Below are 12060 nucleotides of genomic sequence, written 5' to 3' on the forward strand. Positions count from 1 at the left end.
ATGACTGACGAATTCAAACCAATCAATGAGAATAAATTTGATCCGGCAGCATCAAAAGCAGCACGTTTTGATAAAGGTGTGGCTATTAGAAAAGTTACGCCTCGTTCGCATCATCAGGAATGGACTCCAGCCGAAAATCGTGAAGACCCGGTAGAAATTCTAATTAAAACCAGTATTGGCAGAATAGAGAGTTTGTTACCTATTAGGTATTCTCGTATGATGGAATCGCCATTTGCATTTTTTAGAGGAGCGGCCGCAATTATGGCTGCTGATTTAGCGCAAACCCCCAATACAGGAATTGATCTTCAGCTTTGTGGTGATTGTCATTTAATGAATTTTGGCGGATTCGCAACGCCAGAACGCAAATTGGTTTTTGATATCAATGATTTTGATGAAACTTTTCCGGGACCTTGGGAATGGGACGTAAAAAGACTTGCTGCAAGTTTTGTTATTGCAGGGAGATGGAAAAAATTTTCGAATAAGATTTGTAAAGAGTTTGCATGGAATGTTGCGGATAGTTACAAAAGACATATGTTGGATTACAGCAAATTATCAGCGCTTCAAATTTGGTACGCTGATATTGATTTGGCAGAATTGATTGAAAAAGGAGATGACGAAGAGATTAAAGAATTTCAGCACAAACGAATCAAAAAAGCAGCAGAATATACGGCTCATGAAAAAGAGTTTGCAAAAATGACGCATCAGGAAGGCCCTCGTGCCCGAATAAAAGATGATCCGCCTTTGATTTATCATCCATCTGGCGAAGAGGAAAAACAAATTTTGTTAGAAGCCGGAATAATACACAAACGTTATCTAGACACTTTATCTGATGAAAAAAAAGTATTGTTAAGCAGGTATGCTTTGCATGATTTAGCCATAAAAGTGGTAGGAGTAGGAAGTGTAGGAACGCTTTGCGGTATTAGTCTATTAATGTCGGCTACAGGAGAACCTATTTTTTTACAATTTAAAGAAGCTCGAAAAAGTGTGTTAGAAGCCAATGTAAAAGCAAAAAGCAAATACAGTCATCAGGGCGAACGAATTGTTAGAGGACAAAAGTTAATGCAATCTGCTTCAGATATGTTTTTAGGATGGACAAATGACGACAATGGAAAGTTTTTTTATATCCGTCAGCTTCGCGATGCCAAAGTAAAACCTGTACTTGAAATCATGAAAGCAAAAAACATGGCCGATTATGCAAAAGCCTGCGGATGGGCACTAGCAAGAGCACATGCTCGTACAGGAGATCCTTCGGTATTGTCTGGTTATATCGGGAAAAGCGATGAGTTTGCCAACGCGGTTTCAAGATTTTCTATTTCGTACGCCAATCAAAATGATCAAGATTATAATAAAATGATAGAAGCTATAAAAGAAGGAAGATTACCAATTTCATCAGAAGTATAACCTTTTTAAGCAAGTAATTAATTTAATCAAAATAGAATTTATGACCAAAAAGTTTTTGTTTTTGATGGGTTTCGTAATTATTACAATTACAGCAAAAAGCCAAACACAGCGTATTGATTCTACGGCTGTTTATCTCTTAAATCGAACCAGTGAAACATTGCAGGATATAAAGTCTTGTAGTTTTACAGCAGTTACAACTTATGATGTTCCAAATGAAAGTTTAGGACTTGTAAAACATGCGATAACAGACAAAGTCGCGATTAAATTTCCTGATAGAATGAAAGTTACTTCTACAGGCGATAAAGGAAATCGGGGTTTATGGTATAGCGGTAAAAAGTTAAATTATTATTCACTTGATAATAATACATACGGCTTTGTGACAGCTCCCGCCTCTGTTATCGAAACCATTGATGAGGTTAGTAAGAAATTCGGAATTGAATTTCCTGCTGCAGACTTTTTCTACCCTACTTTTTTACAAGATCTTACTTCAGAACAAGGAAATTTAATTTTTTTAGGAAGAACGATAGTCGATGGACGTGAATGTTTTCATATTGCAGGAAGTGATAAAACAAAAAGTTTTCAGTTTTGGATAGCAAATGACGATTTGTTTCTACCTGTAAAAATGGTAATTATTTATACTTCTGATAAAGATAAACCTCAGTATGAAGCACTTTATAAAGATTGGACAATCAATACTGATTATCCAGATTCTATGTTTGAATTTGCGACACCACCAAAAGCTACAAAAGTGAAATTAGTACCTAGGGAAAACAATAAATAATCATATAAACTCCATAATTATGAAATTATATCAACCCAAAAATAAAATCTCAATCATAATTATTGCATTCTTTGCATTCTTAGTTATGATTCCGGAAGAGGCAACTGCGCAACGATTTGGTCATTTTACGCCTCATGCGGTTATGCCTAGACCCATGCCAATGCCTAGACCCACACCTAGACCGATTCCTCCTACACCGCGGCCAATTCCTCCTGCACCTCGTCCAATACCGCCAAGACCATTGCCGCCACCGCCGCATCCTTACCCGTACCCTAGACCGTTACCACCGCCGTTTCATCCTTATCCGGTACCTTATCCTTATATATATCATCCGTTTGTGCCTTATTATTGGGGGCCAACATGGTATCCTGTAGGATTTTTTATGGCAACTTTAACGACCGCAGCAATTGTAATTTCTGTCGAAAATAATCAATACAATTATGATGATGGAGTTTATTATACAAAAGAATCTAATGGTTATAAAGTAGTGCCGGCACCACTGGGAGCAACAATCTCAGAATTGCCTAAAGGTTATGCAACGATTAATGTTTCCGGAACAGATTATTACTATTATGGAGGAGCATATTATACTAAGGACTCCAGTAAATATAAAGTAGTAAACGCACCTGTTGGAGCCATTGTCTCGCATCTTCCTGAAGGAGCTGAAGAGAAAACTATTGACGGTCAAAAATACATGATTTATAATAATGTGTATTATCAGCCAATTTCAAAAGACGGACAAGACAGTTATGTTGTTGTACAGGGAAAATAAACAATGAAACACCCAGAACGATTTATTTTAATTAGAATAAAATATTTTTAGAGAATAAGTAAGAATTTTGAGCATTTTATTGTGTTCATTAAAGAAAATAATTTATCTTTGAGTGTAGTGTAATTAATTGTAAAATAGATTATTGCACTTGTTTAAACGGTTTTTTCCTACTATTTATCTCTTGTTCAGGGTTTTAATAATTTCAAATTAAACTATTATTAATCATAATTAAATATTATAAAAATGAACATTAAAAGAAAGAATCTTCGTATAATCCCAATGTTATTTTTGGGTTTAATTTACAGCTGCTCTCCAACTGTAAAAGTTACAACTGATTATGACCATGCTGCAAATTTTAGTGAATACAAAACTTTTGCATTTTATGATTTAAAAGCGCAGGAAGGTCAAATAAATCAATTAAATGTTGATCGTATTACAAAAGCGATCCGTGCAGAACTTATCAATAAAGGTTTTACAGAAACGACAAATAATCCGGATTTAAAGGTAAATGCAGTAACAATCTTAAAAAATAAAACATCAGTATCAGCAAACACTGATTTTTATGGTTATGGAGGAATGTACCGTCCGTACGGATATTGGGGTGGAGGTGCCATGATGGGAGGAGCGAATACAACAGTTAATACATACGATTATGTAGACGGTTCGCTTATAATTGATATTGTCTCCTCAAAAACTCAAAAACTGATTTGGCAAGGAATTGGAAATGCTCAAATTGACAGCAAACCAGATAATCCTGAAGAGTTTGTTTCGAATTCAATCAAAAAAATTCTGGAAGGTTTTCCTCCGGGATTAGCAAAAAAATAGCTTATAACTCTTATATAAAATACTATACTTATCAATCCCCCGATAAGTATAGTATTGAATAAGTTAAAGATGATTTCTTTTAAAATTTATTTTGAAAGAAATAGTACTATTCAAACAAATCAAGTTTATAAAGATGATAGATATATTACTTTCGCTTTTCTTTTTTGTGGCAACAATGGTTGGTTTTGCAACATCGTTTATGGTTCTTTTTTCAAAGAAAAATTATTCAAAAAGTTTTTTTTTAGGGCTATTCCTGTTTAGTCTTGCCGTTGTAAGTGTCTATAATTTTTATTTGTCTGCCAATAGTATTAAGAATTTTCCGGATTTATTTATGATCACAAAATCCTTTATTTTTTTAGTTGCTCCCTGCGCATTTTTATATGTTCGAAACATTTTATTCGCAGATAGAGTATTTAGAAAATATGATTGGTTGCATTTTTTACCTTTTCTGGTTTATTTTAGTTTAACCATTTTTGTCTGGATTGGGAGCCAAGCCAATCTTCATATTGTTAATTATGTTTCTACCAAAGTACATAGCCCTTTCTCGATGTTAAGTTTAACAATTTGGTTATTCTATGCTTTTTGTCAAACTATGATGATTTTAAATTATGATTTGAAAAAATTCAAAGAAAATCATTTTAATCGAAAAAAGGTTTTGAGCTGGATAAGAGTATATAATTTGATGATATTGTTTTTATTCTCGGCACTTTTCGTTCATTATTTTTTAATTAGTAGTATTGACCACATTGATTTTTCATGTTATATATTGATATCGTCAGTTTTGGTTTTTACCGTAGGCTGGTTGTATTTTAAACCGCAAGTGTTTTACGACACAAACGAGAATTCAGATTTTATCGAAAAAGTGTCGGTAATCATAGAAACAAAAGAAAACAAAACAGTTTTACCTCTTGTTAAAGAATTAACTACAGAAAAAAAAGAAGAGTACCTCGCAAAACTAGAAAGCGCTTTTGCTGCAAAAGAACTTTTTTTAAAGAAAGATTTAGTAATTCGTGATATCGCTGATGAAACCGGAATATCAGTACATCATCTTTCTAATTTAATCAATTCAGAATTTAATCTTCATTTTCAGGATTATATAAATCTACAAAGGATAAAATATTTTAAAGAAAAAATAAACGATCCTGAATGGAAAGATTTATCCTTAGAAGGTATGGCTTGGGGATCAGGTTTTAAGTCAAGAACTACTTGTTTTAGAGCTTTTATCAAGCATACCGGAAAATCACCTTCAGAGTATTTTAAAGTAATTAGAATTAGTCCTGAGAAGGCAACTCCTTATTATCTAAAACAAACTTCAAACTAAAAAAGGTTTGTAAACATAGTTGTGAAGTCTCAATAAAATTTAAAACATTAGCTATGAAAACGAAAATTAATAAACAAAGGCAAATCATAAAATCAGTTTTCACCTTAATGATTTTACTGACTTGTTTCTTTGGACATGCTCAACTAAAAGGGGGGCACATACTTGGAGCAATGGGATTGCAATCTGGGACTCAAACTCCTGAAAACACATTAAGCGTTTATATACCAGGTTATTTTTACAGTGCATCTTCTTTAAGAAATGCCAATGGAGATAAATCGATTGCAAATCCTGATTTAACCATGAGTATTACAGGTGCAGGTGCATCTTATGTGAGTGATTTTAAAATTTTAGGAGCCAATTACGGTGCGACTGTTTTACTTGCTTTTGCGGCAAATACAATTCAGGGAAACAGTACAGACGTGCATAATTCATTGGCTTTTACAGACTCATATATTCAACCTTTGCAATTAGGGTGGCATAATAAAAGAGCTGATTTTGTTTTTAGCTACCAAATGTACTTACCAACCGGGAAGTTTACAGCAGGAGCTTCAGATAACAGTGGTTTAGGAATGTTTATGAATGAGTTTTCAGCTGGAACCACCTTATTTTTTAATGACAAAAAAACATTTCATTTTTCTGCTTTAGCATCTTATGAGATAAACGGAAAAAAGAAAGATACCGATATAAAAACCGGAGATATTTTAAGCGTTGAAGGTGGTTTAGGAAAAACGTTTTATGTAATGGATGGCACAAATCCGATGCCGAAATCAATTATTAATGCAGGTTTGATTTACTATTTACAATATAAAATGACAAGTGATAAAATTCCGGTTCCGGTAATTGGAGTTGTCGAAGGACACAAAGATCGCGTGGGCGGAATTGGAGCTGAGGTAAATTATTTTCATATTGGATGCAGCACTTCTGCAGGAATTCGTTGGATAGCTGAGGTTGAAGCAATAAATAGATTTCAGGGAAATACGTTTTTTCTAACACTGGCGCATGTCTTTAGTTTCAAGAAAAAATAATTAAGAAACAATAATGTGGCTGTTTTCAGTCAGAGTAAGTGTTCTTTAATGAATACGGTAAATTCTAAAGTTGTTTAAATGGCAAATAAATAATCAGATTCTAATATGACAAGCACAAAACTCTTCCGGAAAATAGCGTTATTAAATCTTTTTTTTCTTTTATCATTTAGCGCAATTGCTCAAAAACAGCATATAAGTTTAAGAGATTCAATAGATGGTGCCATAGATTTGAGCGATTATATTATTTACGCACATGGTTTTATTGTAATCCCAACTGTAATAACTGAGCCGGCTTTAGGGGGAATTGGTGGTGCTATTGTGCCCGTTTTTCTTAAAAAACACGCGCCGGTAATTGATGAAAATGGAAAAAAGAGATTTATAGATCCTGATATTACAGGAGCTATGGCGATGTATACAGGTAACAAAAGTTGGGGTGTAGGAGCATTTCGTGCCGGAAGTTTTATAAAATCGAAAATAATGTATCGTGTAGGAGCTGGTTATGGAAATGTAAACATGTCTTTTTATGATAATTTGCCCAACGGCACGACCAAAGAAATTGATCTTAATTTTGAATCATTTGTGTTTTACACAAGAGTTATGAAACAGTTTCGAAATGCAAAATGGAGTGCAGGACCCCAATATCTTTTATTAGACTCAAAAATTAATTTCCCCGATTTAAGTAATCTTCCATCTTTTGCCAAGCTCACAGATGTAAAAAGTACCGTGAGTCAGTTAGGAGGAGCGATTCAGTTTGACGGACGCGACAATATATTTACCCCAGATAAAGGAATGCGATTGCAGGCAGACTTTTTTTGGTCAGATAAAGCACTTGGAAGTGATTATCAGGCCTGGCGATTAAATTTATCTGCAATTGGGTATTATCCTTTAACTAAAAAATTAATTGGCGGACTTAGGCTCGAAGGAGAACAAGCATTTGGCAGTCCGCCTTTTTACCTTCGACCAGGAATTAATTTAAGAGGAGTTCCCGCAGCCAGATACCAAGGAAAAACCAGTATCGTTACCGAAGGTGAACTGCGTTGGGATTTATATAAAAGATGGAGTCTTATGGGTTATGGCGGAGTAGCAAGTGCGTTTAATGATTGGGATAAAGCTTTTGCAAAACCGGTAGTCTACAGTTACGGTAGCGGATTTAGATATTTATTGGCTCGAAAATTTAAACTCAGAATGGGAGTCGACGTAGCAAAAGGACCTGAAGATTGGGCATACTACATAGTTTTTGGCAGTAACTGGCTACGATAATACAATAAATAGTACTAAATACATAAAAAAATTGGTTAGTTAGATGTTCAACATAAAGCCTCGATAGCTGTGTCTATTGGGGCTTTACGTGATTACAGGCGGTATAATGTTAAATATTTAAGAAAATATTAACTGTTTCACTTCGCACAAATTATTTATTATTTAATTGTTTTGTAACAAAAAGTAAATTACAACAACTAATTTATCAAAACATTAAATCTACATTATGAATACATTTTCATTCAAATCAGTTCTGGCAGCTTCGGTTTTTTTTGTTGGAGCAACTGGCTGTTTTGCACAAGACATTTTAGTGAATTCACTAAAGCTTAATGCAAGCGAAAAAAGTAAAGAAAACTTTAAATTCACAGAAGTAATTAATCTTGGAACAACTTCAGTAAAATTACAAGGTTCATCAGGAACTTGTTGGAGCTATTCAACAAACTCTTTCTTAGAGTCAGAAATGATTCGTTTAGGAAAACAACCAGTTGAATTATCTCAAATTTTCTCAGCAAGAAATGTATATGTTGAAAAAGGTGTTAATTATGTACGTATGCACGGAGCAGTTACTCTAGGTGATGGTGGTGCTTTGCATGATGTAATTAATATGTACAAAAAATACGGAACTGTACCGAGAGAAGTTTACACAGGATTAAACTACGGAACAGACAAAAATAAATTTGGTGAAATGTCAGCTCTTATCGAAGGAGTTTTGGCGGCAGTTGTAAAAAATCCGAACGGAGAATTAACACCAAACTGGCAAAAAGCGTATGCTGCAGTTATTGATTCTTATTTAGGAAAAGTGCCTGAAAATTTTACATACAAAGGAAAAAACTATACGCCACAATCTTTTGCTAAAGATGTAGTAGGAATTAATCCAGATGAATATATCGAAATGTCATCTTTTACAACATCTCCATACTACCAAAAAACAACTATGATGGTGCCGGACAACTGGTCATTTGATCAGGTTTACAATGTAAAAGTAAATGACATGACAGATGTTATCGACAATGCATTGAAAAAAGGATATACTGTAGCTTGGGCAACAGATGTGAGCGAGAAAAGCTTTAGCTGGAAAAATGGTGTAGCATACGTTCCAACAAAGAAATTTGAAGATATGACTGCCGAAGAAAAAGCAGACATGTTTAACGGACCAAAAGCTGAACCGGAAATTACTCCAGAGATGCGTCAAACAGCATTTGATAACTACACAACAACAGACGATCACGGAATGCACATTATTGGTCTTGCAAAAGATCAATCTGGAAAAGAATATTACATCGTAAAAAATTCTTGGGGAGAAACAAACGACTACAAAGGTTTCTTGTTTGTAACCAAAAATTTCGTGAAGTATAAAACTACTGCCTTAATGGTAAACAAAGGAGGAATTCCTTCTGATATCGCTAAAAAACTTGGAGTATAATTTTATTCCAGATTTTAAAATAAATAGAAAAGCGCTGCAAGTAATTGCGGCGCTTTTTTAATTCCATCGAATTTGATGGAATTAAAATATGGTTGATTCTAAATATTTTTCACTATTCTTAAAGAATGGGTTGAATCTAGTATAGCTATTTAAATTATTTTAAAACAGGCAAATATAATAGAATGTTCACTTGTAAAGAAATATTGATTTAACCAGTTATGATTTTTATTTGCCCTGCAAAATCTTTAAGGACATAATCAGAGACAACTTTACAAGCTCCTTTAATCATTTGATCTGTATATGCCTTTTGAAGTCTTAATACGCCATGAGATCCATCATGCATTAACGAATATAAAAATTCATTATCTGTAAAATTACCAATTCCCTCACAAAAGGCATTTAACTCAATGTGAGGAGCAATAAATCTATTTATTGTTTCTAATATGTGTCTTAATGAGTTTGGAGTTGTGTGTGATGGATTTTTAGTTCCTTGTGAAATTTCATAAACATCTCTAAGATGTTCTTCATAAGGCATTATTAATTCATTCCCAAGAGTTTCAAGTTTGTTGTTTGCAAGAATAAATTTCTGATCTATAATTTTATTTCTAATTATAATAGACATAAATTCTAAATTATGTGTAAGAATGATTAATCTTAGTCTTTGAATGTTGAACCGTTTGTTTAATGTTCTTATAATTTGTGATGTTGCATAAACAAAGTGAAAATCTTGACTAGATATTGGATCATCAATGATAAAAAATAATTTATTATAATCTTCTTCTTTATTGATGTACCTGTGTGTTTCAGCAATAAAATAGCAAAATGCAACAATGCTCTTTTCACCATTGCTTAAAACATCACTTGCATTAGACTCTAATAAATGATTTTTGAATTTTAGAGAAAAGGTTTTATCATCAAAAGAGTATTTCGAGCCAAAAAATTTTGTTAGCAATTCAGTGAATGTTTCTACAACCTTTTGTTTTTTTGAAACTTTCTCATTCTGTTCTTTTTTTATAATATCATCACTTAAGGCTTTAATTTTTGAGTTGTAATTGTTTATTTCTGTTATTGTTTCTAATTCTGCTTTTTTTAATTCAATAAATCTCGCTTTGCATAATCGTTTATTCAGATCAAGTTTTTCAGAACTGATATTGTTTTTTTTATCATTGAAACTTTTTATTATTAATGAGTTTTCTTGAATTTTTTCATTTTGATCTTGAATCCATAGAAGAATGTTTTTTATTGCGATTTTAATATTTTCATCTAAAAGTGAGATTGAAATATCTTCTTTCTTTTTTTCGAGTGCGGTATTAATTGTCTTATAGTCAGAATTTAATTCTGTTAAGTCTTTGATTTCTTTGAGGTTGATGTTAGCTAATGACGGAATATATTTTTGATTTTTTAAATATTCAATTTCAAGATTTTTAAATATTTTTAGAGTTTCAATGTTTTCTTTTTTCTCTAGATCTAATTGTGATATTAAATCATTAGCTTTTTTTATTTGAGTTGCTTCTGTTTCGGAAAGGTATTCCAAATATTGATCAATTAATTTTAAAGCATTTTCCTCAAGATTTTGCTCACAAAAAGGACATTCATTAGTATTATTTTCTTTAAATAAATTGATGCCTGTTTCAATAAACGCTTGCTTGCTTTTTATTTTGGTTTTGAAACCATCAGCGATACTACTTTTAGTAAATTTCTCATCCAAGAAAGCAATTATTTGTTCAGGAGTAGTAGTTTTCTTTAAATAACTAACATTCCCTAAATCTTGTAAATTGTCAGGAAGTGCTTTTAGCTGATTATGTTTAGTAATCAAATCACCAAATTTTTCAGATTCAACAACATTTAATGCCGAATTGAATAAATTATTATAATTGATATTTTGATATTCTCCAGTATTTTTTCTGATGGATAAACTATCTAAATCTTCTATCGCTTTTGCAATTTTTGATTTTAATTCTCTTTCTTTTAATCCAAGTTCAGTTTTAGTTTTTTCAAGTTCTTCCTTCTCTTTAGATAAATCGATTTTTTCTTTGCCAAGTATATAACCATCTATTTCTCCATTTGGCTTATATTTTAGCCCTTCTAGATTTTCTTTGATATAATCATCATTAAATACGCGAAAGAGATATCCAGTTGTATTTTTTGAAATGTTTGGAATTTTATCCCTATTTATTGAAAATTCTAGTTCTCTAAGAATGCCAGGTTCTGCTGTATTTGATATTTTAAATTTAAATGAACCATCATTCTTTCCAATTGTTAGTAATTTATTTGAATCATTAATATCTAAAATTTCTTTACTACACAGTCTAAAAGCTCTGCTTAGAAAAGTTTTACCAATCCCATTATTTGCATAAATTCCCATTTCTAATGAGCTGATTAGGATTTTAGTGCTCAAAGCTTCATGTGGTCCTAAATTTGCAGTAGACAACTCAAACGTGATGTTTTTGGCCATAATGTTGTAGTTTAAAATTGAAAAACAATTATTTTAAATCATTTTATTTTAAGTTTTCTTGTTTAAAAAGGATGTTAGTAAATAAAGTATTTTAAATTTGATCACCCGTAAGTATAAATACCTATTTTAATTCTTTGATGTAAAGGTAAAATGCTGTTATTTAGTTATTTTACGGTTTTCCATAAACACCTAAATAAAAAAGAAAACGGAATGAATTTAAAAAAAAGATAATTTGTTAGAAGTATAAAATAAAAAAGACAATCATTTTCATGATAGTCTTTTTTAATAGTTTGTTCTTTTTAGTTAGAATTTTATTCTTAGTAATATATTTTCAAAAAAGAATTACTTCCCTTTCAATAACTTCTCTAAATATTCTACTTTATCTTTTTCAGATTGAACCAAACGCTCATAAAGTTCTACAACTTTATCAAGAGGATTAAATGAACACTGATTATTTACGGTTGGTCCACTATGAACAACAGATCCATCGTAGTTATTTTGAATATTGTTTAGAACCGCTTCTTCGGAAAAATTCTTTATTCCTTCAACAGATACGCCCAAAACTTCAGCAATTGCTTTCAGTTTTTCATCATCTATCGTTTCACTGTTTTCAATAGCCGAAATAGCTTGTTGGTTAGTTCCTAAAGCTTGCGCCAATGCTTCTTGTTTCATATCTCGAAGTTCACGAATACGGCTAATTTTTCGCCCTATGTGATTTGGTTTTGTAAGTGTGCTCATAATTCAAAGATAATAATTAAGTGTCATAACAAGTAATATGTAAAAAACATATTTAACGA

General features: G+C 32.2%; 10 protein-coding genes. 8 read left to right on the plus strand and 2 right to left on the minus strand.

Annotation, left to right across the window (positions count from 1 at the left end; translation table 11 throughout):
• The 8 genes from ACHRVZ_RS08800 (at nt 1) to ACHRVZ_RS08835 (ending at nt 8808) form a co-directional block, all read left to right on the plus strand.
• Nucleotides 1-1401 (plus strand): DUF2252 domain-containing protein, encoded by a 1401-nt coding sequence (locus ACHRVZ_RS08800; protein WP_395421954.1) that lies wholly within the window; start codon nt 1-3, stop codon nt 1399-1401.
• Between the two features lie 40 nt (nt 1402-1441).
• Nucleotides 1442-2182, plus strand: coding sequence for a DUF2092 domain-containing protein (locus ACHRVZ_RS08805; protein WP_395421955.1), 741 nt, complete (start codon nt 1442-1444; stop codon nt 2180-2182).
• Between the two features lie 19 nt (nt 2183-2201).
• Nucleotides 2202-2954, plus strand: a complete 753-nt coding sequence (locus tag ACHRVZ_RS08810) for a DUF6515 family protein (protein WP_395421956.1) — start codon at nt 2202-2204, stop codon at nt 2952-2954.
• A gap of 243 nt (nt 2955-3197) precedes the next feature.
• A complete protein-coding gene (locus ACHRVZ_RS08815) occupies nt 3198-3779 on the plus strand; it encodes a DUF4136 domain-containing protein (RefSeq protein WP_395421957.1) in 582 nt (193 codons plus the stop codon).
• A 133-nt stretch (nt 3780-3912) separates the two neighbouring features.
• The gene (locus ACHRVZ_RS08820) at nt 3913-5100 is read left to right on the plus strand and encodes a helix-turn-helix domain-containing protein (protein ID WP_395421958.1); all 1188 of its coding nucleotides are present in this window, start codon (nt 3913-3915) and stop codon (nt 5098-5100) included.
• 53 nt (nt 5101-5153) lie between these two features.
• Nucleotides 5154-6125, plus strand: a complete 972-nt coding sequence (locus ACHRVZ_RS08825) for a transporter (RefSeq protein WP_395421959.1) — start codon at nt 5154-5156, stop codon at nt 6123-6125.
• 105 nt (nt 6126-6230) lie between these two features.
• Nucleotides 6231-7385, plus strand: coding sequence for a BamA/TamA family outer membrane protein (locus ACHRVZ_RS08830; protein WP_395421960.1), 1155 nt, complete (start codon nt 6231-6233; stop codon nt 7383-7385).
• Nucleotides 7386-7611: 226 nt separating this feature from the next.
• Nucleotides 7612-8808 (plus strand): aminopeptidase C, encoded by a 1197-nt coding sequence (locus tag ACHRVZ_RS08835; RefSeq protein ID WP_395421962.1) that lies wholly within the window; start codon nt 7612-7614, stop codon nt 8806-8808.
• Nucleotides 8809-9016: 208 nt separating this feature from the next.
• On the opposite strand, the gene ACHRVZ_RS08840 is transcribed toward ACHRVZ_RS08835, so the two are convergent.
• Both ACHRVZ_RS08840 and ACHRVZ_RS08845 read right to left on the minus strand, forming a co-directional pair.
• Nucleotides 9017-11263 carry an AAA family ATPase gene (locus ACHRVZ_RS08840; protein WP_395421963.1) on the minus strand — a complete coding sequence of 749 codons (2247 nt, stop codon included), beginning with the start codon at nt 11261-11263 and terminating at the stop codon, nt 9017-9019.
• Nucleotides 11264-11605: 342 nt separating this feature from the next.
• Nucleotides 11606-12001, minus strand: a complete 396-nt coding sequence (locus ACHRVZ_RS08845; protein ID WP_395421965.1) for a helix-turn-helix domain-containing protein — start codon at nt 11999-12001, stop codon at nt 11606-11608.
• Between the last annotated feature and the right edge of the window lie 59 nt (nt 12002-12060).

It is taken from the genome of Flavobacterium sp. FlaQc-57, assembly GCF_044007395.1.
GTDB lineage: Bacteria > Bacteroidota > Bacteroidia > Flavobacteriales > Flavobacteriaceae > Flavobacterium.

Excerpts from the sequence above, each read along its gene's own strand:
- ACHRVZ_RS08800 (WP_395421954.1), top strand. The coding sequence starts at position 1 with ATGACTGACGAATTCAAACCAATCAATGAGAATAAATTTGATCCGGCA.
- ACHRVZ_RS08805 (WP_395421955.1), top strand. The coding sequence starts at position 1,442 with ATGACCAAAAAGTTTTTGTTTTTGATGGGTTTCGTAATTATTACAATT.
- ACHRVZ_RS08810 (WP_395421956.1), top strand. The coding sequence starts at position 2,202 with ATGAAATTATATCAACCCAAAAATAAAATCTCAATCATAATTATTGCA.
- ACHRVZ_RS08815 (WP_395421957.1), top strand. The coding sequence starts at position 3,198 with ATGAACATTAAAAGAAAGAATCTTCGTATAATCCCAATGTTATTTTTG.
- ACHRVZ_RS08820 (WP_395421958.1), top strand. The coding sequence starts at position 3,913 with ATGATAGATATATTACTTTCGCTTTTCTTTTTTGTGGCAACAATGGTT.
- ACHRVZ_RS08825 (WP_395421959.1), top strand. The coding sequence starts at position 5,154 with ATGAAAACGAAAATTAATAAACAAAGGCAAATCATAAAATCAGTTTTC.
- ACHRVZ_RS08830 (WP_395421960.1), top strand. The coding sequence starts at position 6,231 with ATGACAAGCACAAAACTCTTCCGGAAAATAGCGTTATTAAATCTTTTT.
- ACHRVZ_RS08835 (WP_395421962.1), top strand. The coding sequence starts at position 7,612 with ATGAATACATTTTCATTCAAATCAGTTCTGGCAGCTTCGGTTTTTTTT.
- ACHRVZ_RS08840 (WP_395421963.1), bottom strand. The coding sequence starts at position 11,263 with ATGGCCAAAAACATCACGTTTGAGTTGTCTACTGCAAATTTAGGACCA.
- ACHRVZ_RS08845 (WP_395421965.1), bottom strand. The coding sequence starts at position 12,001 with ATGAGCACACTTACAAAACCAAATCACATAGGGCGAAAAATTAGCCGT.